Here is an 18,997-nt window from a genome sequence, read left to right as displayed (position 1 = left end):
ACGCAAAAGTCGCCGGAACTGTACAAACCGTAGTGTAGAGCGAAACCAGAGGCCTGTAATGGCAGACAAGGCGCCCGACGCTCGACAAAACCGAACAAGCGATGGCTGGAACAGTTCCCTCCGATCACTGTTCAGCCTGGTTATGGTCGCCATGCTGATCGCCGTCTCCACGATCCTCGTCGGGCTCGACTATAACCGCTCGCGCAATGCGGCGATCGCGGATGCAGAGGCCAACATGCATGGCTTCATGAGCCGGTTGGTCGACCGGCTGGGCGTACTCTCTGGTGATACCTCCGCGCTCGTCAGCCTGGTTTCCTCGGTTGCCAATTCCTTCCTGGTGCCGCCGCCAGAGCGGATGAACGACAAGGTTGCAGTCCTGCGCGAGGGCATTACCCGTTCGCCGCATATCGACGGGGTCTATGTCGGCTACCCCAACGGCGCCTTCTTTCAGATGGTCGACCTCAAGCAGATCGCATGGCGCATGGCGCTCGATGCGCCGCGCGGCGCGGCCGTTGCCGTGCGCTCGATGGAAAAGGATGCAAGCGGCAAACCCCTCCAGCGGGTGCTCTTCCTGGACAAGGACGGTACGCAATTCTCCGAACGGCGCGTGCCACCCTCAGGCTTCGATCCACGAACCAGGCCTTGGTATCGAGCGGCCGTAAACGGAAAGGCTGCGGTCTCGACCGGCCCCTACGAAAGTGCCACGACCGAAACGCTTGGAATGACGATCTCGCAGGCCCATCGCGGCAATCCGCAGATCGTCATCGGCGCCGACGTAATCCTCGATACGATCACTGATTTCCTCGCCCGCGAGCGGCTGACGACGGGCTCGGTCTCTTTCATCCTCGATGCCGTCGGCAAACCGATCATCCATTCCGACCGGGTGATGATGCGACGCATCATGGCGGCGAAGGATAAGGATGGCCCGATCGTTCAGGCTGAGAGCGACCCCCTGATCAAGAGCATCCGAATCAATCCGCCAGCGCCCGGCAAGGCCGACTTCGTCGAAGTCGGAGACCGAACCTATCTCGTCATGGTGACGCCGCTCGAATCCGCGCTGCTTCTCTCCGGCAACCGCGCCGTGGTGGCCGCGCCGCTCGACGAACTGATGGCCGATGCCAACAGGACGCTGATCCAGGGGCTTGTCATATCCGGCGCCGTGGTGGCACTCGCGGTGCTTTCTTCGCTCGTGCTTGCGCACCTGATCACCAAATCGCTCAACCAGCTGACCGCCAGCGCCAACCGGCTGCAGGACCTGGATTTCACCACGCCGATCGACGTGTCGTCGCATGTCAGCGAGATTTCCACGCTCGGCGGTGCGATGAACCGGGCGCGCGACGCGATCTTTACCTTCGCGCTCTACGTGCCGCGGGAACTGGTGCGCAAGGGTATCGAATCCGGCCAGTTCAGTGGACGCGCGGCCTGGCGCCAGGAGGTCACGGCGCTTTTCACCGATATCTACGATTTCACCACCTTGAGCGAGCAGCACGCGCCGGAAGAAGTGGTGGCGATGCTTTCGGAATATTTCGACATCTTCAGCGAGGTCGTCGATGCCCATGACGGCACGATCATCCAGTTCCTGGGCGATTCGGTGTTTGCCATGTGGAACGCGCCGGCGCCGGACGAGCGCCATGCGGAGAATGCCTGTCGTTGCGCACTGGCGGTCGAGGAACGGTTGCATTCCTTCAACGAAGCGCAGCGCAGGAAGGGCCTGCCGGAGTTCCGCACCCGCTTCGGCATCCACACCGGCACCGCCGTCGTCGGCAGCGTCGGCGCGAAGGAGCGGCTGCAATATACCGCCATGGGCGACACGGTGAACGTCGCCTCGCGGCTCGAAGGCATGAACAAGAACTACGGCACGACGATCATGGCAAGCGGCGCGGTGGTCGCCCAGGCGTCTGATGCGATCACCTTCAGGCCGCTTGGATCCGCGCAGGCCAAGGGACGCGCCACCGTGCTCGAGATCTACGAGGTTCTGAGCGCGCGGCCGGTTGTTGAGGCCACAGTTTCGCAGACGCCGATAAAATCGTCCTGAGAGGCGCGCCCGGTCAACGCCGGACGCTATTTCTCTGGCGCATGACCCAACGGATGCAGGCGGCGACTGCGATGGCAAGCAACGGCCACACAGCCCAGAACACGCCCCGCCAGGACAGAAGGTTGATTGCGACGAGCGCCATGCCAGCAACGGCGAGTGTGCCGATGACCGAGTCGATCTTGCTGTTTGCCCGCACCCATCGCAGGGCTGCAAGCACCGCCAACGCGAGGAGGGGCCATGCAGCCCAGAATACGCCGCGCCATGTCAGCAGATTGACCGCGGCGAGGCCGGCCCCGATCACTGCGAGCGTGCCCATAAGTTTGCCGGTCAACCCCATCGGTTTGGCAACAGTTTCGTCTGGTGCCGTCGCGGATCGGCCGGACTGCTCGGCCGACCGGCCCCATTCGCTTTGACGCTCCGGTCTGCGCGCAGCTTCGTCGGATGCACCGATGCGCACAGCATAGCTCGGCACGCCGCCATCGATGTTCTTGACCTCGAGCTGGCCCAGGAACTCGAAACCGACGGCAACCTTGTTGCGCACCTGGTCGTAGACCGTATTGGAGATCACGATGCCGCCGGCAGGGGCAGACGCCTGCAGGCGTGCGGCGACGTTGACGCCGTCGCCATAGATGTCGTCGTCCTCGGTGATCACATCGCCGAGGTTGATGCCGATGCGAAACAGCATCTGCACATCGTCTGCGGTTTTCGCGTTGTAACCGGCCAGGTCGTTCTGGACGTCGATCGCCGCGCGCAGCGCCTCGACGACGCTGGGGAAATCGGCGATCAATCCGTCCCCCCAGGTATTGATGACGCGGCCGCCATGCGCATCGATCAGGCGCGTCATCGCATCCCGATACCGTTTGAGAGTGGCAAGAGTGCCCTCCTCGTCCGCCCGCATCAGGCGGGAATAATCCTGGACGTCAGCGGAGAAAATGGTCGTCAGCTTGCGACGCGTTTCAGCCATCGCGGTTGATCCTCGCTTGAAATCCGTCGCCGCAGCGGATGATGGGATAGTAGCGAGCCTAACACAGATCGCAAGACGGGCCGCCACGAAGGGTTCCTCACAGGTTGACGAACCCTGTGCCGCGCCGATGCGTTGAACGCTGTAGAAATGGCTCTGTTGGCGCGCCAGCGAGCGCGAATCCGACGCGGGAACGCAGGCTCTGCCGCGTCGTCTCCGGCGCAGGAATTCGGGCACTTTTCGTCGAGTAAACTTGGCGGCTTCGCACGCCGCTCGGGGCAAAAGCCAGAAACGAAAAAACCCCGGCAAGCCGGGGTTTTTCAAACCAAAACAAATGTTTGGTTAAAGGAATGGTGCCCAGAAGAGGACTCGAACCTCCACACCCTTTCGAGTACCAGCACCTGAAGCTGGCGCGTCTACCAATTCCGCCATCTGGGCGACGGACCGGCATGTAAAAGGCCCGAGCCGAAGTGTCAACAGGCATTTTGAAGTTTTCGTGTCAGAACACGAAAAAGGTCAGTTTGACGCCCTTTTTGCCCAGGATCGAATTGTGGAAAGTCCTTGAGCAAGCAGCAATTCCGCCTCTGCCGTCGTCTCGGCCTCAACATAGCAGCGCATCTCCGGGGCGTTGCCGGACGGCCGGAAATGAATCGTGCGGCCATCGGCAAGGGTGACGCGCAGGCCGTCGATGTCGCTGACGGCGGCCGGGCGGCCGATCTGAGCGAGGAAGTCATTCAGGTTCTCGGCCCCACCACGCAGATGCGCCATCAGCCGGGCGCTGGTTTCGACCGGGACGTTTTCGAGCCGGTCGCTGAGCGCGACCGGAAGACGATAGGACGCCGCCAGCTCCGAGAGCGTCATGCGGCGTTCAGCGGCGCGCGCAAGCGCCGCGAGGATCGGGAGGAGGCAGTCACGGGTGGGCAGGGCCCTGAGGACACCATTGCCGAGGGGGAAATCGCTGGCCGTCAACGTGCCGCCATTGGCCTCGAAGCCGGCGACCTTCGTCGCCCCCTCTCCGACCGCTTGCGCCATTCCGGCAATCACATAGGGCGAACCGACGCGGGTGCGGATGACCGAAAGGCCTTCGGCACGTTCGATGCCGGAATTGGAGGTGACTGGCGTCACGGCGACCTGCGCGCCGAGGAACTCGCAGGCGACGAGACCCAGAAGGTCGCCACGAAGCGGCGCACCTTTCTCGTCGGCAACCAGCGGCCGGTCGCCGTCGCCATCGGCCGAGACGATCGCATCCAGGCGATGTTCGGGTGCCCAGGCGGCAAGCCTGGAAAGCGTTTCAGGCGAAACGGCCTCCGTATCGACAGGTACGAAATCCTCGGATCGGCCGAGAGCGATCGTCTCGGCCCCTAGATAGGTCAGAAGCTCGACGAGCAGGTCGCGCGCGACGGTGCTGTGCTGATAGACGCCGATGCGCAAACCGTGAAGCGACCCCGGCGGCAACAGGTCCCTGTTGCGCTGAAGGAACAGCTCTGCGGCCGATGCCGCGTGATCTTCTCCCGACCCGGACGAAGGTACGGCCTCGCCGGCAATGGCGTCGGCGATGGCACTGATCGCCAGTTCGTCGGTCTTGTCGATTTCGCCGTCCGGCCGGTAGAATTTGATGCCGTTGCGATCAGCGGGAATATGCGAGCCGGTGATCATCAGGCCTGCGGCCTTATGGACAAGACCATAGAGCGCCAATGCCGGGGTCGGCACGGTGCCGCAATCGAACACGCGAAAGCCTTCGCTCTTCAGGGCAGCGGCGCAAACGGCCGCGATTTCAGGGCTGGAATCGCGAAAGTCGCGGGCAATCAGGATCGGATCTCCCGCCTGCGCCTGCCCGGAGGCGATCAGGTGCCGTGCGAAGGCCTTCGCATAGCGTGCAGACGGTTCGCCTTTCAGCTCCTCGGACAGGCCACGTAGACCACTTGTGCCGAACTTCAATTGCATCTCATACTCCGCGAATATCGCCTATCGACAATAGGCAAGAATAACAGTGACCTGGCAACCGCGCAGACGCATCCTTTACCGGACGGCAGGCGGGGCGCGAATCCGGCGACTGGCCAAACGGATCCGCACCATTTCGCCATGAATAAACCAAGAAAAAAACACCTAATGTGAAGCAGGGACACAACCGGAAAGCAACCCTTTCGGAAAGCGAGGAAAGCATGACGGGATTTCGGAATTTCGTTGTCGGCTGCGCCCTGGCCGCCGCCTCCCTGATGACCCCGGCCGGGCCTGCCCAGGCCATGCCGCTACCAGCAGGCGACGTTCAGATCAAAGCGCAAGGCGATGTCCAGAACGCACAATACTACCCGTACAGGCGATACGGAGGCGTTATGTATCCCAACGGATGGGGCCGCGGATGGGGCGGTGGTTGGGGACCTGGCTACGGCAGGGGTTCCTACTATCGGCCGGGCTTCAGCTTCTATTTCGGACCGAGCTATGGCGGCTACTACAACAACTATTATTCACGCCGCTACTACAACAACTATTATCCACGCCGTTACTACAACGACTATTATTCACGCCGCTATTACGACGACTACTATCCACGTCGTTACTACCGGGAGCGCTACTACTATCGCGACAACTATGTTCGCCGCGGCACCAGCGCGCATGTGACCTGGTGCTTCTCGCGCTACCGCTCCTACAACCCGGCAACCAACCGGTTCCTCACCTATCAGGGCGTCTCTCGCGCCTGCTACTCGCCCTATCGATAGGTCACGCCCAAGCGGCGCAGCGCCAGCGTTGCGCCGCTTTCCCCCGCTCCAATTTCTTGGAAAGGCAGGTTGGTATTAAGCGGCGATTAACCTCGCCACCTTACCGTTTCATCACGTTCGCAACTTTTGCCGGAATGAAACGATGCTGCTCCCGACCCAGCAATCCAGCGCCACAGCAACGACCAATCTGGTCGGCTCGATCCTGAAGGATATCGAGAAGCGTCAGGCGGAAGAGGAAGAAAAGGCCAAGGGCACCAGGGACGACAAGATCCTGAAGGCTCAGGTGAAGTCGGACGACGCCCAGAAGGCGGCCAACACCAAGATCAACGATCATTTTTTCAATCAGGCTGGAAACGGTGCCAACAACAACCGGATGGTGCTCATCCGGGAAGTCGGCGAGTTCTTCGACCTGACGCGTGAGGATTTCAAGTCCGATTTCGCCTTTGGCAGCGCTCTGGCAAAGATCGTCGAAAACCTGCCGACGGATACTCTTCGTGACATCGAGAAGAAGCTGGGGCTGACGGATATCGATGTTTCACTGAACGAACTGATCGAGGCGATCAAGGATCCTGAAGGCAGCCAGGGCAAGAAGCTGGACGAGGCGCTCGACAGCAAGGGGTCTGCGAAGGCAGGCCAAAGCTACGGCGCGACGAAAGCAATACAGCGCCTTGCTGATGCTGCAGAAACGAAATCGCTGGACGAACTGCAACTGGATAGCTTGACGATCGACCCGACGCGCATTGCCGACAGGGAAACCCTTGTCGAGCAGCAGAAGGAATTGCAGGCGCTCGAGGCAAAAGACAATCTGGAAGACGTGCAGGACGCCCGCGAGGCCGAAGCCAAGCGCCCGCTTGCACTCCAGATCGATGAGATCGGACTCTACAGCCTCGCCAGCCAGACGTTTATCGCCGCCTGATCATTTTCGCCGGACGATCCCCAGCCGCGCCATGACCGCCTTGGGGATGCCATAGCGCCTGACCGCGTCGCGGCTATCGCGCAGGCCGCAGATCTCACGCTGGATAAAAAACGCCCAGACAGCATCGGCGGCATCGTCGAGCAGCCGTTCGCGCAGTTCCGGCGTGGTTTCATTCCGCTCGAGCACCTGCAGCGCCGCGATCGCCTTTTCGACCTTGAGGCCATGTCGCCCGAGCGCGTCGGCGCGCTCCGAAAGCAATTCGTACTCGAGGGCGCTAAGGGCGCCCGAAGCAGCATATGAGGGGCTCAGGGATTTTGGAGGGCGAACGGTCATCCGAAACTCCATGGCTTTGAAACGGATAGGGCCACTCATTGTCCACGGCGCTCAATCGAGGTGGCAGCTTAATCTTGCCGCCGGATTGATCGCGATGCAAAGGGTTCGTGCGGAAACATGGCTCGCGGCGAAGCCAAAGGGCCTTGCGCGGCCAGCATCGCTCCCATCGCATGGTTAAGATTTCATAAACCTGTCTCACCTAACATCGAAGCATCATGCCGATTCCCGTATCCGCAGCCGCGCTGCGGCAGGTCTGGCCGGTTGGCCGAGACGCGCATGAGGCGCCAGCCCGAACTGAAGACTCAATCCTGCCCGACAGACGGTCGAGGTGATCCGTGGAACGCGTGGAATTCGGGTGCTGCCTGTCAACGGCGGCCCGTCAATTCGAGGGTCAAGCGAGGGAGACCAGAATGCTGACACCCATTCTCACGGTCAGAACCGCGACCGGACTTGCCGAGGAGGCAAACGCAAGGCCCCAGCCGGCAGCAGCCCCCCTTACCGCCGCCCAGCGCGGCGAAGCGATCCAGAAGATCCTCGATGCGCTGACCCGGCATCTCGCCGGCCGCGAGATCCTCTCCAAGGAGACGCTCGTGCGGCTGATGGAGGATCTCGCCCGCATCCTCAAGTTTCCGCCGCTGCCACAGGAGGGCGGGCGTGATTTCGTGCGCCGGCTCGTCACCTTTCTCGAAGCCATGCCGATGCCGGAACGCCTGGCGCTCGAGCGACAGCTGGGCGGCCGCAGCCTGACGCTGCGGGTCGGCATCCTCGCAGACCTGCCGGCAATCAGAAACGGTACAGCCCCCGTGTCGACGGGCGCTGTGTTGCCGAGCCCGAGCAACCCGCCCCTGCAGCCGGCCATCCCGCTGCATCTGGCAGCCGCCAGAGCGCCGGTCGCAGGCGAGGTCGCCTTGCTGCAGACGGTACTGAAGAAAACCTTTGGCGTTGGCAGCGAGAGCGACACGTCGAGCCTGGCAACGGAGGAGGCGGACGCAACGCTGCCGACCGAAGACGAGGCAACGGCACGGCGTCAGGCCTCGCCCGAGCGCGAAGGCGCCAGAACAATGCCCGGCAGGCTGCCTTCGCTGGACGGCTCCGAAATCGAAGTGCTCGCCGCCATCAGCAATGGCGAGGCCGATCCCGAAGCCACCGACCCCGCGGCTGCCGCCGGCAAAGCACCGGCTGACGAAGAAGAAAATCCGCCGTCACACCCTGCTGCCGCGGCAGACGATCTCGATTTGCCTGCGAAGGCCAGAGAAGCATCAGCGCACAGCGGCGCTGCCCGGACGGACGCCGGCACCGAGGCAGGCGGCGCCGACGAAGGCCAGGAGCCGGACGGCACCTATCGCCCCCTGCCCGATGGCGAGGATCAACTGCAAAACGACAGGGCATCGACACGCAGCAACGAGAGCCGCACGGACCGTGCGCTTTCGGAAGTGCTGAAGACGATGGTGCGCGATACGCTCGGCCTGCCGGGAGAACCTGCGGGCGCCGATAGGCCCGAAGTGATCGCGCCCGAACTCGAAAATGCCGAAGCCAACGCAGCAGCGAGCCAGACAGAGGCGGAAGGCGGGGAGCCGGGTCGCCCAAACCCGCTGCGGCCACACGATACGACTGCAGGCGCCGAGCTTGCCGCCCTGAGCGTTGCGGACGATCAGACGGAGCAATCGGGCGCGACGAGCGCCACCGCTGCCCAGCGGCCCCAGAAGCCGGCTGACGACCCGGCGATGCAACAGGCAATCGCACGGCTGATCGAGAACGGCCTGCCGCGCGAAGCGATCCCGTTTGCGATGATCCCCTATCCGATCGCAGTTGAGGACGGGAAGAGCGAGGCGGAAAAGAGCGAGCGGGACGAAGGTCGAGGCGAAGGCGGCGAAGAGCCGCAGGGCGACGGCGAAGCCGCACAGGGCGACGGCGAAGCCGCGCGGGACGAAGCCAACAAGGACGCGCAGCAGACCGAAGACGGCAAGGACGATAGGGGCGACGAACTGAATGCCGAGCCCGACGTCTACGAACTCTATCGCAAGCTCGGCGGCCTCGGCTGACCCTCCCGCATGGTCGCTTAGATCGGATCGATTTCAGAAGAACGATGCAGCAGGTCTAAGAACGCCGTAGCTGAGCGAACCCCTCACAAGCAAAAGCCCGCGGAGATCGCTCTCCGCGGGCCTTTTGATTTCAGACGTCAGGCAACGATTATTCGTTGGTCTGGCGGTTCTTCAGAGCGGCACCGAGAATGTCGCCAAGCGAAGCGCCCGAGTCGGACGAACCGAACTGAGCAACGGCTTCCTTCTCTTCCGCGATTTCCAGAGCCTTGATCGACAGCTGGATCTTGCGGTCCTTCTTGGAGAAGTTGGTGACGCGTGCGTCGACAACCTGGCCTACCGAGAAACGCTCCGGACGCTGTTCGTCGCGGTCACGCGACAGATCGGCGCGGCGGATGAACGCGGTGATGTCTTCGTGGTTGACGAGCTTCACTTCGATACCACCGTCGTTGACGGCGATGATCTCGGCCGAAACAACAGCGTTCTTGCGCAGTTCGCCCGAAGCAGCGGCATCGCCGACTGCATCCTTGCCGAGCTGCTTGATACCGAGCGAGATGCGCTCCTTGTCGACGTCGACGTCGAGAACAACGGCGCGAACGACGTCGCCCTTGTTGAACTCTTCGATGACCTGCTCGCCCGGACGGTTCCAGTCGAGGTCGGAAAGGTGCACCATGCCGTCAACGTCGCCGTCGAGGCCGATGAACAGGCCGAATTCGGTCTTGTTCTTGACTTCGCCTTCAACTTCGGTGCCAGCCGGATGGCTATGCGCGAATGCCTGCCACGGGTTCTCGAGCGTCTGCTTGAGGCCGAGCGAGATACGACGCTTGGTCGGATCGACTTCGAGAACGACAACGTCGACTTCCTGGCTCGTGGACAGGATCTTGCCGGGGTGTACGTTCTTCTTGGTCCAGGACATTTCGGAGATGTGGATCAGGCCTTCGATGCCCGGCTCCAGCTCGACGAACGCACCGTAGTCGGTGATGTTCGTGACGGTACCCGAGATCTTCTTGCCGACCGGATACTTCGCACCGATGCCATCCCACGGATCCGACTCGAGCTGCTTCATGCCGAGCGAGATGCGGTGGGTTTCCTGGTTGATGCGGATGATCTGAACCTTGACCTGCTGGCCGATGTTCAGGATCTCCGACGGATGGTTCACGCGGCGCCATGCCATGTCGGTGACATGGAGCAGGCCGTCGATGCCGCCGAGGTCGACGAACGCACCGTAATCGGTGATGTTCTTGACGACGCCTTCGACAACCTGGCCTTCTTCAAGGTTCTGAACGATTTCAGAACGCTGTTCGGCACGGGATTCTTCGAGAACGGTACGACGCGAAACGACGATGTTGCCGCGACGCTTGTCCATCTTGAGGATTTCGAAGGGCTGCGGGTTGTGCATCAGCGGAGTGACGTCGCGGATCGGACGGATGTCGACCTGCGAACGCGGCAGGAAGGCTACAGCGCCGTCGAGATCGACGGTGAAGCCGCCCTTGACCTGGTTGAAGATGATGCCTTCGACGCGTTCGCCGGCTTCGAACTTCACTTCCAGGCGCATCCAGCTTTCTTCGCGGCGAGCCTTTTCGCGCGAAAGAACAGCTTCGCCGAGCGCGTTTTCGATGCGCTCAACGTAGACTTCGACTTCGTCGCCGACCTTGAGCGAGCCGTCCTTGGCCTTCGCGCCGAATTCCTTCAGAGCGATGCGGCCTTCGACCTTCAGACCGACGTCGACAACGGCGACGTCCTTTTCGATGGCCGTAACGATGCCCTTGGCAACATAGCCTTCGGCGAGATCGGTCTTCGCGAAGGATTCTTCGAGAAGCGCAGCGAAATCATCACGGGTTGGGTTGGTAGCAGACATGGAATCTCCTGATGCATCTCATTAACAGACGCACATGCGCCGGGGGCTGGTGTTGAACAGGCCTGAACCCAGTCCGTCCCATCAAAGGGACAATCCGGCGCGTGGACGGAATTTCAGGCTTATGCAAGAAGAGCGATCCTGACAGTGTCGCGAAAAGGCTCTTCTTCAGATCTTCTTGATCAGGGCCGCATCGATCAAAGACTTTGCGGCCTGAAACGCCGCCTCTATACTCATTTCAGACGTATCAAGCAAGTGCGCGTCATCGGCGGGGCGCAAAGGACTGTCGGCCCGGCCCATGTCGCGCTCGTCGCGCTTCTTCACATCGTCGAAGATCGCCGCGTAATCGGCGACGGCGCCGTTGCCGACGATCTCGTCATAACGGCGTTTCGCGCGCACTTCCGGCGAGGCAGTAACGTAGAGTTTCACCGCCGCATCCGGGCAGACGACGGTGCCGATATCGCGGCCATCGAGCACGGTGCCCGGCTCTTTCCTCGAAAACGCACGTTGCGCTTCGACCAGCGCGCGGCGCACCGCCGGCATGACGGCAATCTTCGATGCCGCCTCACCGATCGCATGCGCAGACAGCACGGAGCGATCGAGGCCTGCAAGTTCGACCTCGAGCGCCATACGCTCGGCCACCGCCTCATCGTCGAGCGGCAGGCCGGCATCGAGCAGCGCCTTCGCCGTCGCGCGGTAGGTCAGCCCGGTGTCGAGATGGTGAAAGCCGTACGCTTCGGCGATCTGGCGCGAGAGCGTGCCCTTGCCTGCCGCGGCAGGTCCGTCGATGGCGATGGTGATCATGACCTATCCTACGATCGCAAAACTGAACGGTCCTGTAGATGAAAACCGCAACGGTTTCTACGTTTGCGAAACGACTATCTTCTCCATCGGGAGCCAATGCGAGCAATAATCATGCAAGCAGTCCACGTCGCCAAGAGCAAGCTGACCAGCAATGCGAAGGCAGGTATCGTGGGCCCAACCGGGAGGGAGTTGCGCTTCCCCCAATAGAAAGCGACGCCTTCGAGCAATTGCATTAGCGTGTGGCCTACTGCGAAGACACCAAGGAGGGACGCATAGCCAAGTACTAGGAGCATCCAGACGGGCGCCCTTGCCATCTTTTGGCTCAGAACAATCGCCGCCGCGACGAACAGCTCCGCGATGGACAAGGGCGGCTTCACCTTCGCATCGGCAGGCGCCGGAGGCAGGTCGCGCAGCATCGCAAGCCTGTCGTTGCGAACCTTTGCGATAAACAGTGCGTTGAAGGACACCAACGCCATCAGGATAACGATTGCCGTTGCGCCGTCGATTTCGCCGGCCCACAGGTAGCCATCCGTCAGGACCGCAACAATCAAACTTATGGCAACGCTCAAAAACAAACGTGTATTCGCCTCGCCGACCGAGGCAAATTGTTCGGCTGTCAAGCTTACCGGCGCAGACATCGTACGAGACCAGTAGTGGACTGAACCATCCGGTTGAATGTCGAAGCTGCGGCCACTCTTTACTGTTGAACTGACGTTGTCGGGATTTTCTTTCATCATCCGCCGCACCTTGAGGAGGGCGCCCACGTCCCCGACAACCTAAATCCTAGGTTGCAGAAGTTAACGACCAACTGCGTCGAAGCTTACGACTGTCTCAATTGGTTACTCGATGCTCGCACCCAGACCCGCCATTACCTCCACGAACTCAGGAAAGCTGGTGGCGATCATCGTCGTATCGTCGACGGTGACAGGGTGTTCCGAGGCAAGACCCATGACGAGGAAGCTCATGGCGATGCGGTGGTCGAGATGGGTGGCGACCGCAGCGCCGACGGCATTGCCGATACCCTTGCCGCCGGGGCGACCATGCACGACGAGGGAGGCGGGGGCCTCTTCGCAATCGACACCGTTGAGCTTGAGCCCGGCGGCAATCGCGGAAAGCCGATCGGATTCCTTGACGCGCAACTCCTCAAGGCCGCGCATCACGGTTTGGCCCTCGGCAAACGCCGCCGCAACGGCAAGCACCGGATACTCGTCGATCATCGAGGGGGCGCGGCCTTCCGGCACGGTAATGCCCTTCAACTCGGAAGAACGGACGCGCAGATCGGCCACGTCCTCGCCGCCCGCGATCCTCGCGTTCAGCACATCTATCCTGGCGCCCATCTCCTGCAGCGTGACGATAAGTCCGGTGCGGGTGGCGTTCATCAGCACATTGAGAATGGTGATGTCAGAGCCTGGTACGATCAGCGCCGCCACCAACGGAAAGGCCGCCGAGGACGGATCGCCGGGGACATCGATGTCCTGGCCCGTCAGCCTGCCCTGCCCCTCGAGCCGAATGATGCGCTCGCCTTCGGAGCCAGCCTCGACTGTCAGGTTGGCGCCAAAGGCCTGCAGCATTCTCTCGGTATGATCGCGGGTCATCACCGGCTCGATCACCGTGGTGACGCCAGGCGTGTTCAGGCCTGCGAGCAGCACGGCGGATTTCACCTGGGCCGAGGCCATCGGTACGCGATAGCTTACCGGGTTTGCCGTCTTCGGTCCGCTGAGCGCCACCGGCAGGCGGCCGCCTTCGGCCGACGTCACCTGAACGCCCATCTGGCTGAGCGGATCGAGAACGCGGCCCATCGGGCGTCTGGCAAGCGATGCATCGCCGACAAAGGTTGTGGTGAAATCATAAACGCCGACGAGCCCCATGGTCAGACGGCAACCGGTGCCCGCATTGCCGAAATCCAGCGGCGCTTCGGGCGCCAGCAGCGCTCCGTTGCCGACACCGTCGACGATCCAGGTGTCGCCTTCTTTACGCACCGTTGCGCCCAGCGCCTGCATTGCCCTTGCGGTGCTGAAAATATCTTCGCCTTCGAGCAGGCCGGCAATGCGCGTCCGGCCGGCCGCAAGCCCGCCAAGCATCAGGGCGCGATGGGAAATCGACTTGTCGCCGGGGATACGCACCGTGCCACGCAACGCCATGGATTTGCGCGCAAGGGCAGGCTTTGCGATCACGCCAGCGGACATGTAAACCTTCCTCAAAGCTGTGGCCGACGCCATTGATCGCGACACGCGAAACGGCAACGAAGGCGCGACCATCTTCCGTCGCGCTGCCTAACACAATGCGATTGCGCGATCATCCTCCCGGGCGAAGAAAAAGCAGGCGGCGCAGGGCTTTCGAGTTTTATCTTTGACAGATGCGGCCAAGATGATTATGGGGACCGGCTAATCATCATAGGCTTGATATCCTTTCCACCCGCCGGCTTTCCGGCAAGCGCCGGCTCGGCCGGCCATTCAAGAGGCTTTGACTGTGGCAAAAGCGGAACTCGGAACAAAGCGCATTGACCCGGAAACGGGGCGCAAATTCTACGATCTGAACCGTGATCCGATCGTTTCCCCCTACACCGGCAAGTCCTATCCGCTGTCCTTCTTCGAAGAAACCTCCGTTGCCAAGGTGCTCGAGAAGGAAGAGGAAGAGGACGTCGCTGAAGTCGACACCGAGAACACGGAAGTCGAACTCGTTTCGCTCGAGGAAGCCGACGACGAAGCAGCCGGCGGCGACGAGATTCCGGATCTGGGCGACGATGAGGTGGAGATCGACGGCGACGACGACGACGATACCTTCCTTCAGACCGACGACGAAGACGATGACGACGACATGAGCGACCTCATCGGCGTGTCCGACGACGACGACGACGTCTAAGCGTTTAGAATAATACGCGAATGCCTCCCGTCCCCGGCCTTTGGCGTGGACGGGAGCAAATCGGGCCGGCGCCAAAATTATTTCCACCGGCCTGACATTTTCGGCTTGCTATCCGCGAAAAGCAGAAGTAATAAGCCGCCACTCGCCGGGCACAACAGCCCAACGAGTTTCCCGGAACCGGCCTCGCCGGACCCGATATGGGGCTATAGCTCAGCTGGGAGAGCGCTTGCATGGCATGCAAGAGGTCAGCGGTTCGATCCCGCTTAGCTCCACCAAAATTCTCCTGGAATACACCCCTTTAAATCGAACGCCTTCACCATGTTTGGGCCAAACGCCTGCACATGTCGGCCGATATATTCCTTTCCGCTTTTTTTCTGCTACCAACGGGAAAATCGAACCGGTCGCTTGCGAATCCGGGTCGAAATCACGTGCCGGGGGATCAGATGAGTTTTACCGAAACGACCAGAACGTCGTGGTTCGCGCGCCTTAAGAATGGTGTCATTGGCATCTTCGTCGGGCTGCTCCTGGTCTTCGGCATGATCTGGTTGCTTGCGTGGAACGAGGGTCGTTCGGTCAAGACCTATCGGGCGCTCGTCGAGGGTGCCGGTGCTGTGGTCGCCATCGACAGCGGCGCTGTGGAGGCTGGCAACGAGGGCAAGCTGGTCCACATCGCCGGTCGGGTCGAGCCGGTCGGCACGCCGGTCGATAGTCTGCTCGGGATCTCCGCCAAGGGTGCTGCCGGCCTGCGCCGCTCGGTCGAGATGTACCAATGGGTCGAGGAAAAGAAGAGCGAGACGCGCAAGACGCTCGGCGGCGGCGAGGAAACGGTCACGACCTATTCCTACGCCAAGGAGTGGCGCAGCGACCGCGCCGATTCGGCCGATTTCCGCGACGGCAACGGGCATCAGAACCCGGAGATGCCGATCTCGAGCGCGCGCTTCACCGTCGACCGCGCAATGCTCGGCGCGTTTTCCATCAACGGCAGGGCCGTTGCCGATCTTGGTAGCGACAGCCCCGTGCAGATGGCGGACGCCGATCTACAACATCTCGCCGATGCGCTCGGCACCAATCGCCCGGTCAAAACAGACGGCCAGACGATCTTCGTTTCCGCCGATCGCCAGACCCCCGCGGTCGGCGATCTGCGCATCGGCTTAACCCGCGAAGATACGGAGACCGCGAGCTTTGTCGCCGCACAGAAGGGCGGCAGCCTTGCCCCCTATCGCACGACGAACGGCCGCGAGCTGTTCCTGAGCTCAGCCGGTATCGCCAGTGCCGCGGAGATGTTCGACACCGCCCAGAGCGAGAACACGCTGATTACCTGGCTGGTTCGGGTGGGCGGACTGATCGGCCTGTTCATCGGCTTTACGCTGATGCTGTCGCTCATTTCCATCATCGCCGACGTCATTCCGGTCCTCGGCTCGGTGGTCGGTTTCGGCACCGGCATTATCGCCGCGATCCTGACGCTCATCATCGGCCCTGTGGTCATCGCCATCGCCTGGTTCGCCTACCGTCCGCTGTTGTCGCTGGCGATCGTCGCGGTCGGCGCGCTCATCGCCTTTGGCATCGGCTATCTTCGCGCAAGCAAGGCGAAGCCGATGTCCGCCGGCGTGACGGCCTAACGAGCGGCGTGGCGTTAGACGCCCGACCCGGCTTTGCGAAATCTTAAGGGATCGTAGCGAAGAACACGGGTCTGATGTTTCTGCTTTCCAAGATCTTCTGGCTCGTCGCGCAGCCCCTATCCCTGGCGTTCTTCGCCGCCCTTGCCGGGCTGCTGATGACGGCGGTCGGGCTCAGGCGCACCGGCGCCGCCTTCGGCCTCATCGGTGCGCTGGTGCTCTTCGTCAGCCTGTTCACCACCACCGGATCCTATTTCCTGCAGATGCTGGAGGACCGTTTCCCGCGGCCGGCTGAGCCGCCCGTAACCCTCTCCTGCGTCATCGTGCTGGGGGGTGCCTTTGAGAACGAGGTGATGGCGAGCCGCGGCGGCATCGAGTTCAACCAGGCGGCCGACCGCTTCATCGAGACGACCATGTTGGCCAAGCGCTACCCGCAAGCGCGCATCCTGATTTCCGGCGGCGACGGTTCGTTCAGCGGCGCCTATGAGGGCGACGCCAAGGCGTCGGAAGCCTTCTTTGCCGCCTTCGGCATCGGCCCGGAGCGGCTGATCCGCGAGGAACAGTCTAGAACGACATTCGAGAATGCCCGCAACACGCAGGCGCTGCTCGCGGCAAACGGCCTTTCCAACTGCGCGCTGGTCACGTCGGCCTTCCATATGCCGCGTTCGGTCGGGCTTTTCCGCGCGCTCGGGCTGGAGGTCACCCCCTGGCCGACGGACTACCGCACCAGCGGCACGGTCACGCCCGGCTTCGACTTTACCCAGCCCTCGCTCAACGCCCAGCTGACGACGACAGCGGTGCGCGAATGGATCGGATTGGCTGCCTATTATTTCAGCGGCCGCACGGACAGCCTGCTTCCCAACGTTTCCCCCCGTTGACGCGGCGGGCCTGGATGCTCCAGCTTGCGATGCGACAGACAACCGCGATGCGCCTTTCAACGGAGCGGCCATGACCATCCTGGAAATCCTCGATTATGCGGGCGTCGCCGTCTTTGCAGCGACGGGCGCGCTCTCGGCTTCGCGCAAGCAGCTCGACATCATCGGCTATCTCTTCCTTGCCTCGGTCACCGGTATCGGCGGCGGAACGATGCGCGACGTCGTCCTCGGCGCAACGCCGGTGTTCTGGGTGCTCAACCCGAACTACCTTCTGGTCTGCGCCTCGGTGAGCGTCATCCTGTTCTTCACCGCCCACCTGTTTGGTTCGCGTTACCGCGTCCTGGTCTGGCTCGATGCGATCGGCATGTCGGCCTATTGCGTCATGGGTGCGGCCAAGGGGCTGGCGGCGACCGGCTCGCCCGCCGTCGCCCTTGTCACCGGCATGCTGACGGCGACGTTTGGCGGCATCCTGCGCGACCTCCTGGCCGGCGAGCCGTCGGTGCTGCTGCGTCCGGAAGTCTATGTGACGGCCGCCCTGATCGGCTCCGGTGTCTTCGTCGTCGCGACGATGATCGGACTGCCGCTGGCGGCAACCGCGACGCTCGGCGTGATCTCAGCCTTCACCGTGCGCGCCGGCGCGCTCAAATACGGCTGGACGCTGCCGATCGGCAAGGCGAGCCCGGGGCGCGACCCCGACGATGTGATGTAGGAAAAGGTCGTTACGACCGCTCGCGCTTGCGGCGAAGACGAATGACCACGTCGACATGGGCAATCTCCATGCCCTCCGGCGGCTCCGGCAGATTGCCGATCTCGATATTGCTCACCGGGATATCGAGGACCTCGTTCTGGCCTTCGATGAAGAAATGGTGGTGGTCGGACACGTTGGTGTCGAAATAGGTCTTGGCGCTTTCCACCGCGAGCACGCGGATCATGCCGGCCTCGGTGAACTGATGCAGTGTGTTGTAGACGGTTGCCAGTGACACCGGCACTCCGGCGACGACCGCCTCTTCATGCAATTCTTCAACGGTCAGGTGACGGTCGCCCTTGGCGAAGATCAGATCGGCAAGGGCGACACGCTGACGCGTCGGGCGCAGACCCGAGCTGCGCAATCTCTCTTCCGAACTCACTTCGGTTACTTTCGTCATCAAGGAGCGTTCCATGGATCCCGTAAAATTTACAATACTTCCGTTGCGATATAACTTTTGCGCGCCGCTCTTTCAATAGATTCTAAGGTGCGGAACGCCTGGAATGCCTGAAAAACCGGCCTATTTAGGGGAAGGCTGGTATTTAACTCTGGCCGGACCCACATTGATCCTGTAAGCGACGGCGGAACGATATCGCCATCAGAATGGGCGATGCCGACGTCGGAAACATCGAAAACGGCCATCGGCGTGCTTCATTTCACAGCGAACTTGCTCTAAAGCAGGTCTGACAACACTTTATGTTACGCGGGGAAACAACCATTGATGACGACCAGACAATCCAGCTTCAGCTATGAGGAAATCCTGACCTGCGGCCGAGGCGAACTGTTTGGCCCCGGCAACGCCCAGCTGCCGCTGCCGCCGATGCTGATGGTCCATCGCATCACGGAAATCTCCGAAACCGGCGGCGCCTTCGACAAGGGCTTCATTCGCGCTGAATATGACGTCAGCCCGGACGACTGGTACTTCCCCTGCCATTTCCAGGGCAACCCGATCATGCCCGGCTGCCTCGGTCTCGACGGCATGTGGCAATTGACGGGCTTCTTCCTCGGCTGGCTCGGCGAACCGGGCCGCGGCATGGCCCTGTCGACCGGCGAAGTGAAGTTCAAGGGCATGGTTCGCCCCCATACCAAGCTGCTCGAATACGGAATCGACTTCAAGCGGGTGATGCGCGGCCGCCTGGTCCTCGGCACTGCCGACGGCTGGTTGAAGGCGGACGGCGAAACCATCTACCAGGCAACCGACCTGCGTGTCGGTCTGTCGAAAGAAAAGACCGACTAAGC

General features: G+C 61.9%; 18 protein-coding genes and 2 tRNA genes. 10 read left to right on the top strand and 10 right to left on the bottom strand.

All coding sequences use genetic code 11. The features are described from left to right. The first annotated feature begins 58 nt into the window (after window positions 1-58). Window positions 59-2,035, top strand: coding sequence for an adenylate/guanylate cyclase domain-containing protein (locus AC244_RS26925; RefSeq protein ID WP_053251892.1), 1,977 nt, complete (start codon window positions 59-61; stop codon window positions 2,033-2,035). A 13-nt stretch (window positions 2,036-2,048) separates the two neighbouring features. On the opposite strand, the gene AC244_RS26920 is transcribed toward AC244_RS26925, so the two are convergent. The 3 genes from AC244_RS26920 to AC244_RS26910 all read right to left on the bottom strand — a co-directional run bounded on the left by AC244_RS26920 (window position 2,049) and on the right by AC244_RS26910 (window position 4,940). Further along, on the bottom strand, window positions 2,049-2,999 hold the full coding sequence (locus AC244_RS26920) for an adenylate/guanylate cyclase domain-containing protein (protein WP_053251891.1): 951 nt from the start codon (window positions 2,997-2,999) through the stop codon (window positions 2,049-2,051). 348 nt (window positions 3,000-3,347) lie between these two features. Next, window positions 3,348-3,434 (bottom strand) — tRNA-Leu (locus AC244_RS26915). Between the two features lie 78 nt (window positions 3,435-3,512). After that, on the bottom strand, window positions 3,513-4,940 hold the full coding sequence (locus AC244_RS26910; RefSeq protein WP_053251890.1) for a phosphomannomutase: 1,428 nt from the start codon (window positions 4,938-4,940) through the stop codon (window positions 3,513-3,515). A gap of 218 nt (window positions 4,941-5,158) precedes the next feature. Between AC244_RS26910 and AC244_RS26905 the strand changes: the two genes are divergently transcribed. Then, window positions 5,159-5,713 (top strand): BA14K family protein, encoded by a 555-nt coding sequence (locus AC244_RS26905; protein WP_053251889.1) that lies wholly within the window; start codon window positions 5,159-5,161, stop codon window positions 5,711-5,713. A 142-nt stretch (window positions 5,714-5,855) separates the two neighbouring features. Further along, entirely contained in the window at window positions 5,856-6,629 is a 774-nt protein-coding gene (locus AC244_RS26900; RefSeq protein ID WP_053251888.1) for a hypothetical protein, read from the top strand. Here the strand turns inward: AC244_RS26900 and AC244_RS26895 are convergent, their stop codons facing one another. Continuing rightward, on the bottom strand, window positions 6,630-6,962 hold the full coding sequence (locus AC244_RS26895) for a DUF6665 family protein (protein WP_053251914.1): 333 nt from the start codon (window positions 6,960-6,962) through the stop codon (window positions 6,630-6,632). A gap of 410 nt (window positions 6,963-7,372) precedes the next feature. Between AC244_RS26895 and AC244_RS26890 the strand changes: the two genes are divergently transcribed. Next, complete coding sequence (locus tag AC244_RS26890; protein ID WP_053251887.1) at window positions 7,373-9,004, top strand: hypothetical protein; 1,632 nt, start codon at window positions 7,373-7,375, stop codon at window positions 9,002-9,004. Window positions 9,005-9,152: 148 nt separating this feature from the next. Here the strand turns inward: AC244_RS26890 and rpsA are convergent, their stop codons facing one another. The 4 genes from rpsA to aroA all read right to left on the bottom strand — a co-directional run bounded on the left by rpsA (window position 9,153) and on the right by aroA (window position 13,846). Beyond that, complete coding sequence (gene rpsA / locus AC244_RS26885) at window positions 9,153-10,859, bottom strand: 30S ribosomal protein S1 (RefSeq protein WP_025425511.1); 1,707 nt, start codon at window positions 10,857-10,859, stop codon at window positions 9,153-9,155. A 165-nt stretch (window positions 10,860-11,024) separates the two neighbouring features. Beyond that, a complete protein-coding gene (gene cmk / locus AC244_RS26880; RefSeq protein WP_053251886.1) occupies window positions 11,025-11,660 on the bottom strand; it encodes a (d)CMP kinase in 636 nt (211 codons plus the stop codon). Window positions 11,661-11,734: 74 nt separating this feature from the next. Next, on the bottom strand, window positions 11,735-12,397 hold the full coding sequence (locus AC244_RS26875; RefSeq protein ID WP_152976119.1) for a hypothetical protein: 663 nt from the start codon (window positions 12,395-12,397) through the stop codon (window positions 11,735-11,737). A gap of 102 nt (window positions 12,398-12,499) precedes the next feature. Beyond that, window positions 12,500-13,846 carry a 3-phosphoshikimate 1-carboxyvinyltransferase gene (aroA, locus tag AC244_RS26870; RefSeq protein ID WP_053251884.1) on the bottom strand — a complete coding sequence of 449 codons (1,347 nt, stop codon included), beginning with the start codon at window positions 13,844-13,846 and terminating at the stop codon, window positions 12,500-12,502. A gap of 283 nt (window positions 13,847-14,129) precedes the next feature. On the opposite strand from aroA, the gene AC244_RS26865 reads away from it, so the two are divergent. The 5 genes from AC244_RS26865 to AC244_RS26845 all read left to right on the top strand — a co-directional run bounded on the left by AC244_RS26865 (window position 14,130) and on the right by AC244_RS26845 (window position 17,722). Continuing rightward, window positions 14,130-14,522 (top strand): TIGR02300 family protein, encoded by a 393-nt coding sequence (locus AC244_RS26865; protein ID WP_053251913.1) that lies wholly within the window; start codon window positions 14,130-14,132, stop codon window positions 14,520-14,522. A gap of 199 nt (window positions 14,523-14,721) precedes the next feature. Continuing rightward, a tRNA-Ala gene (locus tag AC244_RS26860) sits at window positions 14,722-14,797 on the top strand. Between the two features lie 168 nt (window positions 14,798-14,965). Next, the gene (locus AC244_RS26855) at window positions 14,966-16,141 is read left to right on the top strand and encodes a TMEM43 family protein (RefSeq protein ID WP_053251883.1); all 1,176 of its coding nucleotides are present in this window, start codon (window positions 14,966-14,968) and stop codon (window positions 16,139-16,141) included. A gap of 74 nt (window positions 16,142-16,215) precedes the next feature. Further along, a complete protein-coding gene (locus AC244_RS26850; RefSeq protein ID WP_053251882.1) occupies window positions 16,216-17,016 on the top strand; it encodes a YdcF family protein in 801 nt (266 codons plus the stop codon). 70 nt (window positions 17,017-17,086) lie between these two features. Then, on the top strand, window positions 17,087-17,722 hold the full coding sequence (locus tag AC244_RS26845) for a trimeric intracellular cation channel family protein (protein WP_053251881.1): 636 nt from the start codon (window positions 17,087-17,089) through the stop codon (window positions 17,720-17,722). A gap of 10 nt (window positions 17,723-17,732) precedes the next feature. Here AC244_RS26845 and irrA read toward each other — a convergent pair whose 3' ends face one another. Next, window positions 17,733-18,158, bottom strand: coding sequence for an iron response transcriptional regulator IrrA (gene irrA, locus AC244_RS26840; protein ID WP_053251912.1), 426 nt, complete (start codon window positions 18,156-18,158; stop codon window positions 17,733-17,735). 29 nt (window positions 18,159-18,187) lie between these two features. Next, window positions 18,188-18,400, bottom strand: a complete 213-nt coding sequence (locus tag AC244_RS36760) for a hypothetical protein (protein ID WP_152976118.1) — start codon at window positions 18,398-18,400, stop codon at window positions 18,188-18,190. A gap of 79 nt (window positions 18,401-18,479) precedes the next feature. On the opposite strand from AC244_RS36760, the gene fabA reads away from it, so the two are divergent. After that, window positions 18,480-18,995 (top strand): 3-hydroxyacyl-[acyl-carrier-protein] dehydratase FabA, encoded by a 516-nt coding sequence (gene fabA / locus AC244_RS26835; protein WP_025425501.1) that lies wholly within the window; start codon window positions 18,480-18,482, stop codon window positions 18,993-18,995. The last annotated feature ends 2 nt before the right edge of the window (window positions 18,996-18,997 follow it).

Origin of the sequence: Ensifer adhaerens (assembly GCF_001270265.1) — a bacterium.
Lineage (GTDB): Bacteria > Pseudomonadota > Alphaproteobacteria > Rhizobiales > Rhizobiaceae > Ensifer > Ensifer adhaerens_B.
This window is presented reverse-complemented; position numbering and strand designations above follow the sequence as displayed.